Below are 15,184 nucleotides of genomic sequence, written 5' to 3'. Positions count from 1 at the left end.
CGAGAAAGGGGCGTGTTATACAGACGTATAACGCACCCCTTTCTGCCGTTCAACAAATGTTTAACAGCCCTACCCCATCGCCTCCAGCTCGTCGATCATGCCGGCGATGACCGACAGGCCGCCGTCCCAGAACCTGGGGTCCTTGGCGTCCAGCCCGAATGGGGCGAGCAGCTCCGAATAGTGCTTCGTTCCGCCGGCGGACAGCATCGCCAGATAGCGCTCGGCGAAGCCGTCGGCGGCGTGCTCATAGACGGCATAGAGCGAGTTCACGAGGCAGTCGCCGAACGCATAGGCGTAGACGTAGAACGGCGAATGGATGAAGTGCGGGATATACATCCAGAAGTTCTCGTAGCCCGGCTTGATCTCGATCGCCTCGCCGAGGCTCTCGGTCTGCACCGAGAGCCAGATCTGGCCGAGCCGCTCCGCGGTCAGTTCGCCATTCTTGCGCTCGGTATGAACCGCGCGCTCGAACGAATAGAACGCGATCTGCCGCACCACCGTGTTGATCATATCCTCGACCTTGCCGGCGAGCAGCGCCTGGCGCTGCTTGGCATCCTTGGTCTCCGACAATAGCCGCTTGAAGGTCAGCATCTCGCCGAACACGCTCGCGGTCTCGGCGAGCGTCAGCGGCGTCGGCGCCATCAGCGCGCCGTTCCTGGCCGCCAGCACCTGGTGCACGCCATGGCCGAGCTCATGCGCGAGCGTCATCACGTCGCGCGGCTTGCCCTGGTAGTTCATCAGCACATAGGGATGCGCCGAGGGCGTGGTCGGATGCGAGAACGCGCCCGGCGCCTTGCCCGGGCGCACCGGCGCATCGATCCAGCTGTGATCGAAGAAGCGCTGGGCGATGTCGGCCATCTCCGGCGAGAAGCCGCGATAGGCCGTCAGCACCATGCTCTTCGCCTCCGGCCACGCGATGGTGGCATTGGCGGCGAACGGCAGCGGCGCGTTGCGGTCCCAATGCGCGAGCTTCTTCTTTTTGAACCAGCGCGCCTTGAGCTGGTAGTAGCGATGCGACAGTTTTGGATAGGCCGCGCGCACCGAGGCCACGAGCGCATCGACCACCTCGCGCTCGACGCGATTGTTCAGATGGCGCGAATCCGCCACATCCTGGAAACCGCGCCAGCGGTCGGAGATGTCCTTGTCCTTGGCGAGCGTGTTGGTGATCAGCGCGAAGGTTCGCTCATTGGCCTTGAAGGTCTTGGCCAGCGCCTCGGCGGCGGCCTTGCGCTTGGCGCCGTCACGGTCCTGCAGGAAGTTCAAGGTCGGCTCGATCGCGAGCTCCTTGGCCCCGACCTGAAACCGCAGACCGGCGATGGTCTGGTCGAACAGCCGGTTCCAGGCCGAATAGCCGGTCTGCGACTTCTCGTGGAATAGCTGCTCGACGCGATCCTCGAGCTGATACGGCTTGTCCTTGCGCAGGTCCTCGATCCATGACCGGTAGTGACCGAGCGCGGGCGTCTCCATCGCACGCGTGATAACGGCGTCGTCGATGCGGTTGAGCTCGAGCGGAAAGAACAGCAGATGCGTCGACGCGGCCGTCAGCCGCTCCGAGATGTCGCCGTAGAATTTGGAGATCGCCGGATCGACGCTGTCGCCGGCATGCGCGAGACCGGCGAACGAGCCGAGCCGTCCGGCAAGATCGTCAATCGCCTCGTAGCGCCGCACGGCTTCTGCGAGCCATTCGCCGCCATCCTCGCGCGCCACATGCTCGGCGAGCTTGCCCTTGTAGTCGGTCTCAAACGCGACGCATTCGGCATCCATCTTCGCGAGATCGTGAGCGATCTCAGGCGCGTCGATGCCCATATAGAGATCGCCGAGATTCCATTCGGGCAGCGTTCCGATTCCGGTCTTGGCCGCGACCACCTTCTTCGCCGGCTTTGCAGATGATTTGGCCGTCGCGCCACGCTTGGCCTTGGCGGCCGCCGGCTTCGACGGCGTCTTGACGACGGACGTCTTGGCCGGTTTGGCCTTGGCAGTCTTTGACGCGGCTTTGGGCGGAGGAGCAGCTTTGGTCGGCTTGCGAAGGGCAGAAGAGGCGCGCGAGGTCATCGGATGGGTAACCTGTTGTTCGAACGTTTATCCCGATCAGCGAGGTTTAAGGTTGCGTTAATCGGCGTCGGCGAGAGTGCCCCGATTCGAGACAGATAGTCGTAGCGTGCAAGGAAAGCCATGGCTGCCAGCATTTTGATTGCCGATGATGATCCGGTCCAGCGCCGGCTGGTGGAGAACATGGTGCAGAAATGCGGCTACGAGGCGGTCGTCGTCGAGACCGGCGACGCCGTCATCGAGAAGCTGACCAATCCTGACGCCGGCCCCATCGACGCCATCGTGCTCGACCTCGTGATGCCCGGCCTCGACGGCATGGGCGTGCTCTCGAAGATGCGCGAGATCGGGATCTCCGTACCCGTGATCGTGCAGACCGCGCATGGCGGCATCGACAACGTGGTCTCCGCGATGCGCGCCGGCGCGCAGGACTTCGTCGTCAAGCCGGTCGGCATCGAGCGGCTCCAGGTCTCCTTGCGCAATGCGCTCAATACCTCGGCCCTGAAGGGCGAATTGCAGCGCATCCGGCACAGCCGCGAAGGCCGCCTGACCTTCGCCGACATCATCACCCGCGCCGAGGCGATGGCGCCGATCCTGCGCATCGCGGAGAAGGCCGCGGCCTCGTCGATTCCCGTGCTGATCGAAGGCGAATCGGGGGTCGGCAAGGAGCTGTTCGCCCGCGCCATCCACGGCACCAGCGAGCGCAAGACGAAGCCGTTCGTCGCCGTCAATTGCGGCGCGATTCCGGACAATCTGGTGGAATCGATCCTGTTCGGTCACGAGAAGGGCGCATTCACCGGCGCGACCGAGCGTCACATGGGCAAGTTCGTCGAAGCCCATGGCGGTACGCTGTTCCTCGACGAGGTCTCGGAGCTGCCGCTCACCGCCCAGGTCAAGCTGCTGCGCGCCCTCCAGGAGGGCGCCGTCGAGGCCGTCGGCGGCCGCAAGCCGGTCAAGGTCGACGTGCGCATCATCTCGGCGACCAATCGCAGGCTGCTCGACCGCGTCAAGGAAGGACATTTTCGCGAGGATCTGTTCTACCGGCTGCATGTGCTGCCGCTGACCATTCCGCCGCTGCGCACCCGCCGCGAGGACATCCCGCATCTGTTGCGGCATTTCCTCGCGCGGTTTGCGGCCGAGGAGAACCGCGCCATTTCGGGCATCACCGGCGAGGCCGTCGCCTATCTGACCAAGCTCGACTGGCCCGGTAACATCCGCCAGTTGGAAAACGCGGTCTACCGCGCCGTCGTCATGGGCGAGAGCGACCAGCTCGGCGTGGCCGATTTTCCGCTGATTCCCACCCACGCGCCGCCGGTGGAGCCTGCGCCGGCCCTCACCGTGGAGCGGCCTGTTCCTCCCCTGCCTGCGATGGTACCGGGTAGTGAAGTACCCATTGCCCCTCTGCCCTCGCATGGGTTCCTGCCGCTGCTCACCGCGAGCGGCGAGGTGCGGCCGCTCGAGGAGATGGAGCATGAGATCATCCGCTTCGCCATCGCCCATTACCGCGGCCAGATGTCGGAGGTGGCGCGCCGCCTCAAAATCGGACGCTCGACGCTCTACCGCAAGCTCGACGAAGCCAATGGCGAGACGCCCGCAACGGAAAGCCCGCCGCTCGGCTGAGCCGCGCGGATGCTCACCATGGTCGCGCTCGGCTGTCGTCCGAAAAAGGCCGCAAGTCTTGGCAACAATGGAACATCTGAACCGTTGCCTTGCGGTGACAGACAAAGGAAATAACGCGTGGCACAAACGCACGATCGGTTTGGCCGGGGTTTCCCAAGAGTCAGTTTGTCGTGAGTTGTCCCGTGTGGCGCTGGCCGCAGAAGTGGGGCTTGAGTATCGTTTGGGCGTGAATCATTGCGTGCAGACGTGAGCCATCCTCACCGGCGGTACCTACGCCGAAGCTGGCGGATCGACCTTGTTACACCTGTTCCAGCCGGGACAGATCATCCGAGGGATTGACGATGCGAGATTGTGTGACCACCCGTGGCGGATATGACCGCGTGCTCATGGCTGTCGCGGCGACCTTCCTCGCGGTGTCCTCGACCTCTGCTTTCGCCCAGAGCGATCCGCCCCGCAACAGCGCGGCCGAGCTGGCCATCGATGCGGCGATCCCGTTCCCCGAGCCGGCCAACGTGCCGCCGCCGACCGCCAGTGACTTCAAACTCGACACCACCAAATCCGACACCACCGCAACCGTGTCGCCCGAGCAGGTCAAGGCGCCCGAGACCACGGTCAAGCCGGTCGACTCTGCGGCGGCGCCTGCGGCCGATCCCACCAAGACCGTCGCCACGCCGCCCGCAGCGGCTCCTGCCACCGCGACAGCCCCGGAGCCGGTCAAGGCGGCCAGCACCGTTCCCGCCGCCGACCAGCCCGTTGCCGACCGTCTGCGCGACCTGATGGCGACCAAGGCGACGAAGTATTTCGACCGCAAGGCCGAGCGCGCCGCCGTCGAGAAGTTCTACACCGGCCGCGACTATGCGCCCGTCTGGACCCAGGGCGGCAACCTGACCGCCGCCGCGAAGGGCGTCATCGCCCGTCTCAAGGATGCAGCAGCCGATGGCCTCAATCCCGGCGACTATCCGGTGCCGGACTTCGCAGCCGCAGCCTCCGCACCGGACGCACTCGCGGAGGCTGATCTCAGGCTCACCGAGAGCATGATGGACTACGCGCGCCAGGCGCAGAGCGGCCGCATGCACTGGTCGCAGGTCTCGGCGGACATCCAGTATCCCGAGCATCCGGTCGACCCCAACGAGGTGCTGGCCAACGTCACCGGCGCCAAGGACGCCTCGGCGGCGCTCGAGAGCTACAACCCTCCGCACAAGCTCTACAAGCTCTTGAAGGCCAAGCTCGCCGAGCTGCGCGGCGTCACCGACGGCGCGCCCGTGATCATCGACGAAGGCCAGCCGCTGAAATACACGCCTGCCCGCGGCAAGAATGCGCCGGAGGCCGAGGCGCAGATGTCTGACCCGCGCGTGCCGAAGCTGCGCGCCAAGCTCGGTCTCACCGAGAATGCCGACGACATCCGCTACGACGCCAAGGTCGCCGCCGCCGTCCGCAAGTTCCAGGAGAGCGTCGACCTCAAGCCGACCGGAGTGCTCGACGACCGCACCGTGAAGGCGCTGAACACGCCCAAGCGCGATAAGCAGATCGATACGGTCCTCGTCAACATGGAGCGCTGGCGCTGGCTGCCGCGCGACCTCGGCGCCCCCGGCATCGGCGACGCCTATGTGATCCTCAACATCCCCGACTACACGCTGAAGGTGATGCAGCACGGCGCGCAGGTGTGGAGCACCCGCGTGGTGACCGGCAAGCCCGGGCAGCATGCGACGCCGCTGCTCAGCGAGACGATGAAGTTCATCACGGTCAATCCGACTTGGAACGTGCCGCCGTCGATCATCTACAACGAGTATCTGCCGGCCCTGCAGCAGGATCCGACGGTGCTCGACCGCATGGGGCTCCGGCTGGAGCGCGCGCGCGACGGCTCGATCCACATCTCGCAGCCGCCGGGCGAGGCCAACGCGCTCGGCCGCATCCGCTTCAACTTCCCGAACAAGTTCCTGGTCTATCAGCACGACACGCCGGACAAGAACCTGTTCGCCCGTGACGAGCGCGCCTTCAGCCATGGCTGCATGCGCGTGCAGTATCCGGATCAGTACGCGTCGGTCCTGCTCAACATCACCATGCCCGGCGAGCGCTACACGCCCGAGCGCATCCGCAGCATGTACGGCCGGAGCGAGATCGACCTGAAATTCCCGACGCCGATTCCGGTCAACATCACCTACCAGACCGCCTTCGTCGACGATGCCGGCAAGCTGCAATTCCGCAAGGACATCTATGGCCGCGACGCCACCATGATCGCGATCCTGAAGAACAGCCGCGGCAAGGATCTCGAGAACGTCGTCGCCCATGCCCAGCCGAACTACGCGCGTCCGAAGGGGCCGCTGCCGAACTCGGTCAGCCTCAGCGACAACAGCTTCTCCTCCGGCCCGAACTTCTTCGAGCGGCTGTTTGGCGGCGGCGGCGCGCCGACGCCGCCGGCGCCGGTCGGCCGCCCTGCCCGGCGGGTCTTCACCCGCTGATCAGGCCGCCGATCACGGTCAAATTCCATTTTGAGATCAAAGGCCTCGCCGATCGGCGGGGCCTTTGCTTTAGGTTAACCACAATGATCAACCAAGATTCGATGGCTCTTTTTCGCCACACTCAAGAGTATATGTTAAGGGTAATTGGGGGGCGGGTCGGTGAGTATCCCTTAACCATCCCGCCTTAGGTAAGCGTTTCCTCTCTCTTCCGCCGGACGGGCCGCAAGAGGGTATTCGAGTAAACGCTCGTCGACGGGGTGGGCTGCATCTTGCTGTCTGTTTTCGCGCGCCAATCTGTTTCGCTCACGAGAGCGGGCTGGAAGGCTGGATGCCAATACGGACTGGCGGCACTGCTCCTGGTGCTGGGCGCCGGCTCGGTGCATGACGCCGCTGCACTGAACGAGACCAAGACTCTCTCCTTCCACCATACCCATTCCGGCGAAGATCTCACGGTCACCTTCAAGCGCGAAGGCCGCTACGACGAAGACGCGCTGAAGAAGCTCAACCATTTCCTGCGCGACTGGCGTACCCAGGACGAGACGGTCATGGACCGCCGCCTGTTCGACATCCTCTGGGAAGTCTATCGCGACGTCGACGCCAAGCAGCCGATCCAGATCATCTCGTCGTACCGGTCGCCCGCCACCAACTCGATGCTGCGCCGGCGCTCGGCGCATTCCGGGGTGGCCCGCCACAGCCAGCACATGCTCGGCCATGCGATGGACTTCTACATCCCTGGCGTGCCGCTGGAGCAGATCCGCTTTGCCGGCCTGCGCCTGCAGCGCGGCGGCGTCGGCTTCTACCCGACCTCCGGCTCGCCCTTCGTCCATCTCGACACCGGCAACATCCGCCACTGGCCGCGCATGACCGCCGAGCAGCTCGCCCGCGTGTTCCCCGACGGCAAGACCGTTCACGTGCCGAGCAACGGCGTTCCGCTCAAGGGCTATGAGCTGGCCAAGGCCGAGATCGAGAAGCGCGGCAATGGCGATGACACGTCGTCCAGCCCCAACCTGTTTGCACGGCTGTTCCGCGGTCGTCCGAGCGAGGATGACGAGGAGTCGGGCGAGAGCGAGAGCAAGGCCGACGCCAAGCCGGTTCAAACCGCGGCACTCGCCGCCAAGCCGGCTGACAAGAACTCCGACAAGGACAGCCGGACCGCCGAGCGATCGGTGGACAGCAAAGCCGCCACCGCGCGTGGCAAGATCGTCAACGCCCTGCAGTTGGCCTCCGCGGATGCGCAATCTGCAGCTCAGCCCGTGGCGACCAAGCCGGAGACGAAGTCCGAAACGACGGGCGCCGTCGGCAGCAGATCCAGGGACGGCGCGCCGCAGAGCGTCGCCGACATCATCAATTCGCGCGGCTTCTGGGGTGACAATCCCGGCACGCCGAAGCAGGCCACCCCCGAGCAGGTTGCCGCGATCACGGCGCGCCGTGCGCTGTCGTCGATCGATCAGCAGCAGACCGCGAGCCTGATGCAGGCCATGGCCTTCGCGCCCCCGGCCTCCTCTCCGCTCGATCGCGCCAATGCCGCCTCCACGACCGTCATCCCGGTGCGAAATGCCCGCCCGGCGACCCGCAGCGTCGCGCCGGTGCCGGAGGCCGCGAAGAACGGGCAAGGTCAGGACGGCGCCATCACGATGGCGACGCGGATCTCGGCGGCCAAGGGTCCCGATTCGACCTGGATGCGGGCCATCATGCTGACGCCGAGCGCTTCATCCTCGATGTCCGTGACGAAAATGGGCGACGTGGACCTCACCGTGATGCGCAGCTATTTCGTCAAGCCGCAGGTCGCGCTGGCGATGAGCTTCGCCGCCGAGCCGACGCCGGGACTGAGCTACGACCAGTTCACGGGGCCGGCGATCATCAAGCTCGAAACCAAATCCTTCGCCATGCGCGCGGCAGCCTTGCGCTGACGCCGCGGCGGCCTGCTAGTCGTTCTCCTCAGCATCGACAGGTTGGAGTGCGGCGTCGATCGCCGCAACATGCGCATGCCGCCGGCAAGCCGAGCCGGATCGGGAGAAAGCGAATGCCCCGTCAGGGGCAGCGGAGATCTCCTGCAGGTGAGCGAGGCCTGCTGCTCAGATCATTCCGAGCGCCTGCATATAGGTCTCGAGGATGCTTTCCTCTTCCTGGCGCTCGTTCGGGTCCTGCTTGCGCAGCCGGATGATCGTGCGCAGCGCCTTGACGTCGAAGCCATTGCCCTTGCTTTCGGCGTAGACGTCCTTGATGTCTTCGGAGATCGCCTTCTTCTCCTCCTCGAGACGCTCGATCCGCTCGATGATCGACTTGAGCTGGTCTACGGCAAAGCGGGTCGCGGGCGAGTCGTCGTCCTTCGCGGCGGCGGAGGTGGCCATCTGATACTCCTGAGTGGAACTCTGTGTCCAAGGAAGGCGCCAAAGGGCGCTACGTGTTCGCCGCGACCCTCAAATCTGGCGTGCCCTGCGTCAAGGCGGCATCGACCTCATCCACAGAGCGCCCACACCTTGTTGGCCTGCGCAGCGTCAAGCCTGCGCAAGCCGCTCGCGCCACTTGTGTTTCGTCGCCATCCCGCGCAGCACCCGATTCGCACATTGCCGCGCCGGACAGCGCGGCTCCTGCGCGTCTGATCAGTGGCCCGGATGCGACTTCTTGAAGGCTTCGCGCTGCTCGGCGCTGGCCTCACGCTGGTGTTTCGCCTTCCATTCCTCGTAGGGCATGCCATAGACCGCCTCGCGGCTCTCGTCCCTGGTCATTGGCGCTCCCTGGGCGTCGGCGGCGTCCTTCAGCCAGTTGGAGAGACAGTTGCGGCAGAAGCCTGCCAGATTCATCAGATCGATGTTCTGAACGTCGGTTCTCGTCCGCAGATGCTCGACAAGCCGGCGAAAGGCGGCGGCTTCGAGCTCGGTCCGGGTGGTGCTGTCCATCGTCATCTCTTTGTTCCCTGTTCCGCGCCGTGACGGATGTCTGCTATATAATGAGGCTTCGTCGCGGATTTGGCCATATCGCAGCACCGTCAGGAGGAGCGAGGCGCTCGATCGCAGCGGCTTCGCACGAGATCGTCGTGGCGTTGACAGCCGCAGCCAAGCCCAGCGACATCGTTCAACGGTTGATATAGCGTCGCGCAATGATCCCGAAAATCTCCTCTCTCCTGCATCGCAATCCCTTCCGCCCCGGTTACGGACTGCTTTCGCTGCTTGGGCTGGCCGCGCTCTGTCTGTGGTCCTCCCCTGCGGCCGCCGATTTTCGGCTCTGCAACAACACCTCAAGCCGGGTCGGGATCGCCCTCGGCTACAAGGACTCCGAAGGCTGGACCACCGAAGGCTGGTGGAACGTGTCGTCACGCAGCTGCGAGACGCTGCTCAAGGGCACGCTGGTGGCGCGCTATTATTACATCTATGCGCTGGACTATGACCGCGGCGGCGAATGGTCGGGACAGGCCTTCATGTGCTCGCGTGACAAGGAATTCACGATCAAGGGCACCGACAATTGCCTGGCCCGCGGCTTCGACCGCACCGGCTTCTTCGAAGTCGACACCGGCGACCAGCGCGCCTGGACGGTACAGCTCACCGAGGCCAACGAGCAGCCGGCGCAGCAGCGCGTGCCTGGAATTCCCGGCACGCTTGGACCCGGAGGCAACGTCCCCGGTCTGCCGAATGGGCCGCAGGGCACGCCGCCGGCGGCCGCGCCGGCCCTGCCGCCAGGGCAAGCACCCAAGCCATGAGGCGGCTGCGACGCATCAAGATCCTCGCCACGCTCGGTCCCGCCTCCTCGGACAGCGCGATGATTCGCAAGCTGTTCGAGGCCGGGGCGGACATTTTCCGGATCAACATGAGCCACACCCCGCACGACAAGTTGCGGGAGCTGGTGGCCACGATCCGCAGCGTCGAGGCGAGCTACGGCCGCCCGATCGGCATTCTGGTCGATCTCCAGGGCCCGAAGCTCAGGCTCGGCACCTTCGTCGAGGGCCCGGTTCAGCTCAACAATGGCCAGAGCTTCGTGCTCGATTCCGACAAGACGCCGGGCGATGCGACGCGGGTCCACCTGCCGCATCCGGAAATCCTGGCCGCCCTGCAGCCCGGACATGCGCTGCTGCTGGATGACGGCAAGGTGCGGCTGATCGCCGAGGAGACCTCGCCGACCCGCGCCGTCACCCGGGTCGTGATCGGCGGCAGGATGTCCGACCGCAAGGGCGTGAGCCTGCCGGACACCGACCTGCCGGTGTCGGCGATGACGCCGAAGGACCGCGCCGACCTCGACGCCGCCTTGAACATCGGCATCGACTGGATCGCGCTGTCCTTCGTGCAGCGCGCCGACGACGTGCTGGAAGCCAAGAAGATCATCCGCGGCCGCGCCGCCGTGATGTCCAAGATCGAGAAGCCGCAGGCGATCGACCGGCTCAACGACATTGTCGACGTCTCCGATGCCTTGATGGTGGCGCGCGGCGATCTCGGCGTCGAGCTGCCGCTGGAGCGTGTGCCCGGACTGCAGAAGCAGATGACGCGGCTGGCGCGCCGCGCCGGCAAGCCGGTGGTGGTGGCGACGCAGATGCTGGAATCGATGATCCAGTCGCCGGTGCCGACCCGCGCCGAGGTCTCCGATGTCGCCACCGCGGTCTATGAAGGCGCCGACGCCATCATGTTGTCGGCCGAATCGGCCGCCGGCAAATATCCGGTCGAGGCGGTCTCGACCATGAACCGCATCGGCGAGGAGGTCGAGCGCGACGTGGTCTACCGCTCCGTGATCGCGGCCCAGCGCCCCGAGCCCGAATCGACCGCGGGCGACGCCATCGCCGAAGCCGCGCGGCAGATTGCGGAGAATCTCGATCTGCCCACCATCATCTGCTGGACCTCGTCAGGTTCCACCGCCATCCGCGTCGCGCGCGAGCGGCCGAAGCCGCCGGTGGTCGCGATCACGCCCAACCTGGCGACCGGGCGCCGCTTGTCGGTCGTGTGGGGCGTGCACTGCGTGGTGGCCGAGGACGCGCGCGACCAGGACGACATGGTCGAGCGCGCCGGCTCGATCGCCTTCCGCGACGGCTTCGTCCGCGCCGGGCAGCGCGTCATCATCGTCGCCGGCGTGCCGCTCGGCACACCCGGCACCACGAACATGGTGCGGATCGCCTATGTCGGGCCGTCGAGCGACGCCCATATCTGAGACGAGCCTATTGGGTCGTTTCGATCGATCCCAGTCCGGCCGTTGACGGCGCCTTGACCCGCGCAATCACCGGACACGCCTCGATCGCAATGCCGGCGGCGCCGGGAATGCGCTCACAGCCGCGCGACGCATCGATCTCAAGGTTGTAGTCCGCGAGCGCCGCGAGCCGCGGCGGGTTGTCCTCCGGGCTGTTGGAGAAATACAGCGCCCAGACGCCGCCCGGCAACGGATCGGCCAGGCCGTTGCGAACGCGGCGATCGAGCACGCCGCCGGGCACGATCGGCACGACGAGCTCCGACAACTGATAGACGCGCGAGCCCTGGGGCAGGAACGACGTGACGTAGCCGAGCGGCTTCTGCAGCAGCAGGAATGTCGCCGGACGTTGCAGGCTGGCCGCGAGCTGCGGCCGGTAGGGATCCGACCACGGCCGCCGCATCCAGTCGGTCGGCTGCGATGCCAGCGCGATGCCGAGCGCGGCCATCACCGCGACGGCCTGCGTCATCCGCCGCGGCGGTGACACGTCCAAGCCAGAGCCCGCCTGCCAGGACTCAATCAGGCGGATGAGCAGCAGGACGATCAGCGGCGCCGACAACAGCTCGAGCGGCATCAGATAGCGCTGGATCGAGAAGGCCAGCATCCACAGGACGTAGCTGAGCCAGAAGAAGATCAGGAGCCGCCGCTCGCGCAGCGGCAGCACCTCGCGCCGCTGCCACAGGCCGGTGACGATCAGCGCGACGAGCAGCACGATGACGACGGCGAAGCGCGGATCGCGAAACGGCCATTCCGACGAGGGATGCTTGCCGATCACCCAGTAGAACGGATAGGCGAGCGCATCGAGCAGGCCCTGCGGCATGAAGCGCGTATCGACGATCGAGGCGAGCGGCGCTTCGGGCGACCGGAAGATCGTGTTGTAGAACGGAAACAGCGGGCTGCCGTAGTCGCGCGTCATCTTCAGCGCCCACAGCCCCGCGGTCACGATCACGCCGGCCGCACTGCCCGCTCCGAACGCGGCGATCGCGCGCCACGGCCGCGCCACCAACAGCAGTGACACGCCGGCTCCGACCAGAAACGTCGCATTGGTGAGCTTCAATCCCGTGGCCGCGCCGATCAGCAGGCCAGCGGCGACGAAACGGCGACCGCGCTCATCGTGCTCCCCGAAGATCAGCGCGATGCCGGCAAGGATCGGAAGGGTCGTGAGAATGTCGGCGAAGCTGGTACCGACCTCGGACAGCGCCATCGGACTGAGGGCCGCGATGAGGATCGCCGCGCTGAGCGTGAACGCGTCCGCCAGGCGCCCGAGCAACACGCGCGCGACCCAGTAGACCAGCGCGAGATTGAGGCCGTGCAGCGCGCCCAGCGCGACGCCCCACCACGGCGCATCGAGCCCGTGGCGGACGGCATAGGGCAACACATAGATCAGCGGATTGAGGAAGCTCTGAAAGCCGCCGGGCGCCACATCGACATCGAAGCGGCCATGCAGCAGCGCGAAGCCGGCATAGTCGTGATAGTTCTGCCAGTCCCAGTTGATGTCCTCGCCGGCCAGATACGCATAGACGGCGCCGGCGGCGGCCGATCCGGCGATGACGAGGCGCGTCGCCAGAGGGTTGCGTGCAATCGACATCGTCCGAGGAGGCACCTGGAGTGGGGCAAGGCGGTGCTCTCGCGGCACGCCAGCCTCACCATCGCCGCGCCGGGTGAATCCTTGCTTAAGCGCGGACTACGCGCCGACCAGGCTCCTGACCGGCAGCACGGCCTGCACGACGAGACCGCGCGCACGCGCGTCCATGACGCCGACCGCGCGCAGCGCCAGCAGGGTGACCGCCTGAACGGTGTCGCGGAGTTTGGCAGGGTCGTCGGGATTCTCCGTCGCCAGCGGCCCCACCAGCGCCTCATGCAGCGCGCCGAGCAGCGCGGTCGCGGCCAACTGGGTTTCCTGCGCCGGAAGGTGGCCGGCACGGACGGCCGCGTCGATCCGCGAGGCGATCTCGCCGACGATCTCGCGGCGGCTCGCGATCCGTGACGCCGTCACGTCGACGTCGACGGGCTCGGCCAGGATGCCCCAGGCGAGCTTGCGCTGCGACAGGACGTGCACTGCGACCGTGGATACCGCGGCAGCCAGCGCCGAGGATGGACCGGGCGCGGCATCGGCGGCGCGCCGGACGGCGGCGAGCTCGTCGCGCGAGACCTCCGCGATCAGCTCCGAGATCAGATCGGCCTTCGAGGGAAAGTAGCGATAGACGGTGCCGGCTGCGACATTGGCCCGGACCGCCACCGGGGCGATCTGGACGGCCGACATGCCGCCTTCGGCGGCGGTCTCACGTGCGGCAGCCAAAATCGCGCTGCGGCGGGCCGCCAGCCGCTTCACGACCTGATGGGTTCGCCGATAGACCATGGCGTTTCTCGTCCCGGACGCGCTCGTCCAGGGCACCCGGCGAACGCTGGTTCAGTGTTTTTGGAGGATCGACCTCACAAAAGGTGGGAAGAACTGAACACTTGTTCACGAAGGAAGACAAGGGAAATCATGACCCTGCCCGGCCCCGACCGGAGAATCAGGCGCTCGCGAGCGCCATGTCGGCGGGCGCCGGCTGCCGACGCCACCACGAGCCGGCGCGCGCCAGCACCAGGCCGGCCATGATCAGGTTGGCGGCGAGCCCGAGCGGAATCCCGGACAGCATGAACGCGATCTGAAGCGCCGCGATGCCGCCGAGCGCGGGCAGCTCGTAGCGGCGAAAGCCCTCGGCGAGGCCGATCCGCACCAGCCAGGCCACGGCGACGGCCTGAACCATCATGTCGTACATGAACAGATACGGCGTCGTCAGCAGCAGCCCGACGGCAAGCGCCGCCGCCTTCAGCGCGTAGCGTACCGGGCTGCGCCACAGCGTCACCAGCACGACTGCGACGGTTGCGGTCAGGACCCATTGGAAGGTCCAGGCGAGCGCTTCCGAGCCGCCGAAATAGCGGACCAGCGAAAACAGGCTCTGCAGCTTCCACCAGGTCGCCTTGCCCTCGGTCAGGAACGCCTGCGAGAACATCGGCAGCCAATGGAAGAAGGCCTGCCAGCTCTCCAGTCCGAAGGCGAGCCATGACAGCAGCGCCAGCACGACGGCGGTGACGCTCGCCGACATGAACGCGGTCCAGCGCTGGGTGGCGATCAGCACGATTGGGAAGAGCAGGCCGTATTGCGGCTTGTAGGTCAGCAGCCCGAGACAGATTCCCGCCAACACCGGCCGCACCGGCAGCAGATAGAGTGTGCCGCCGACGAGCGCGGCGGTGAGGCATCCGTTCTGCCCGACCAGCGCGTTCGAGAACAGGGCCGGAAAGCCGGCGGCCAACAACAGGCCGAAGCCGCGGCCGACGATCGCGCGCATCGCGAGCGCATAGGGAACGAAGCTGGCATAGACCCAGCCGACGAAGGCGAGCGTGTAGGGAAACTGCGCCAGGAACGCGGCGACGAACAGGAATGGCGGCGGATAGTGCCAGGCAAAGTAGCCCGGGAAATCCTGCCGCAGCATATCGAGCTCGACCTGGCGCTGCACGTCCCAGTCCCAGGCCAGCGCCGGATGTCCCTGCAACGCGAGCTTCCCGGCCGCCCAGACGTTGACGAAGTCGGTGGGAATGCCGAGACCCGCCTGGTCCCAGATCCAGGTGCCCGACCACAGTCCGGCCGGGAAGAACGAGGCGTTGATGCAGGCGAGCGCAAAGCAGACTGCGAACAAGCCGAGCGGAACGTCACGGCGCTGCGATGGGATCGCGGCAGCATCAGGATTGTCAGCCATCTGGACCTCGCCCCGCGCCTGCATGGACGCCTCCTCATCGAGACATAGGCGGGGACGCTTGAAGAAGGCTTAAGCGCGGGCGACGGAGCGCGGCTGCCGGCGCCGCACCGATTGTTTACTCGCGATCTGTATCGCAGGGGTCCGAATGCAACC

General features: G+C 66.3%; 11 protein-coding genes. 5 read left to right on the top strand and 6 right to left on the bottom strand.

The features are described from left to right. Positions 1 to 69: 69 nt before the first annotated feature. Complete coding sequence (locus ACQR1H_RS04385; RefSeq protein ID WP_434907209.1) at positions 70 to 2,052, bottom strand: M3 family oligoendopeptidase; 1,983 nt, start codon at positions 2,050 to 2,052, stop codon at positions 70 to 72. A gap of 120 nt (positions 2,053 to 2,172) precedes the next feature. Between ACQR1H_RS04385 and ACQR1H_RS04380 the strand changes: the two genes are divergently transcribed. The 3 genes from ACQR1H_RS04380 to ACQR1H_RS04370 all read left to right on the top strand — a co-directional run bounded on the left by ACQR1H_RS04380 (position 2,173) and on the right by ACQR1H_RS04370 (position 8,035). Beyond that, a complete protein-coding gene (locus ACQR1H_RS04380; RefSeq protein ID WP_434873601.1) occupies positions 2,173 to 3,666 on the top strand; it encodes a sigma-54-dependent transcriptional regulator in 1,494 nt (497 codons plus the stop codon). Between the two features lie 386 nt (positions 3,667 to 4,052). Beyond that, positions 4,053 to 6,125, top strand: coding sequence for a L,D-transpeptidase family protein (locus ACQR1H_RS04375; RefSeq protein WP_434873637.1), 2,073 nt, complete (start codon positions 4,053 to 4,055; stop codon positions 6,123 to 6,125). A 269-nt stretch (positions 6,126 to 6,394) separates the two neighbouring features. Next, positions 6,395 to 8,035: a DUF882 domain-containing protein gene (locus ACQR1H_RS04370; protein ID WP_315802600.1), complete on the top strand. Its 1,641-nt coding sequence runs from the start codon at positions 6,395 to 6,397 to the stop codon at positions 8,033 to 8,035. Positions 8,036 to 8,200: 165 nt separating this feature from the next. On the opposite strand, the gene ACQR1H_RS04365 is transcribed toward ACQR1H_RS04370, so the two are convergent. Further along, positions 8,201 to 8,476, bottom strand: coding sequence for a DUF2312 domain-containing protein (locus ACQR1H_RS04365; RefSeq protein WP_008961835.1), 276 nt, complete (start codon positions 8,474 to 8,476; stop codon positions 8,201 to 8,203). A 252-nt stretch (positions 8,477 to 8,728) separates the two neighbouring features. After that, on the bottom strand, positions 8,729 to 9,025 hold the full coding sequence (locus ACQR1H_RS04360) for a DUF1244 domain-containing protein (RefSeq protein WP_316179843.1): 297 nt from the start codon (positions 9,023 to 9,025) through the stop codon (positions 8,729 to 8,731). Between the two features lie 200 nt (positions 9,026 to 9,225). On the opposite strand from ACQR1H_RS04360, the gene ACQR1H_RS04355 reads away from it, so the two are divergent. After that, positions 9,226 to 9,822 carry a DUF1036 domain-containing protein gene (locus ACQR1H_RS04355; protein WP_315802598.1) on the top strand — a complete coding sequence of 199 codons (597 nt, stop codon included), beginning with the start codon at positions 9,226 to 9,228 and terminating at the stop codon, positions 9,820 to 9,822. Continuing rightward, a complete protein-coding gene (pyk, locus tag ACQR1H_RS04350) occupies positions 9,819 to 11,255 on the top strand; it encodes a pyruvate kinase (protein ID WP_434873602.1) in 1,437 nt (478 codons plus the stop codon). Before ACQR1H_RS04355 ends, pyk begins: the two co-directional genes overlap by 4 nt. Positions 11,256 to 11,262: 7 nt before the next feature. Here the strand turns inward: pyk and ACQR1H_RS04345 are convergent, their stop codons facing one another. The 3 genes from ACQR1H_RS04345 to ACQR1H_RS04335 all read right to left on the bottom strand — a co-directional run bounded on the left by ACQR1H_RS04345 (position 11,263) and on the right by ACQR1H_RS04335 (position 15,031). After that, complete coding sequence (locus tag ACQR1H_RS04345; RefSeq protein ID WP_434873603.1) at positions 11,263 to 12,876, bottom strand: glycosyltransferase family 87 protein; 1,614 nt, start codon at positions 12,874 to 12,876, stop codon at positions 11,263 to 11,265. 96 nt (positions 12,877 to 12,972) lie between these two features. Continuing rightward, complete coding sequence (locus ACQR1H_RS04340) at positions 12,973 to 13,647, bottom strand: TetR/AcrR family transcriptional regulator (protein ID WP_434873604.1); 675 nt, start codon at positions 13,645 to 13,647, stop codon at positions 12,973 to 12,975. A gap of 157 nt (positions 13,648 to 13,804) precedes the next feature. After that, positions 13,805 to 15,031 carry a glycosyltransferase family 87 protein gene (locus tag ACQR1H_RS04335; RefSeq protein WP_434873605.1) on the bottom strand — a complete coding sequence of 409 codons (1,227 nt, stop codon included), beginning with the start codon at positions 15,029 to 15,031 and terminating at the stop codon, positions 13,805 to 13,807. Positions 15,032 to 15,184: the final 153 nt, after the last annotated feature.

The organism is Bradyrhizobium sp. HKCCYLRH2015, assembly GCF_051168215.1.
Classification (GTDB): domain Bacteria; phylum Pseudomonadota; class Alphaproteobacteria; order Rhizobiales; family Xanthobacteraceae; genus Bradyrhizobium.
The sequence above is the reverse complement of the archived record's forward strand: the minus strand, read 5'-3'. Positions and strand labels throughout refer to the sequence as shown.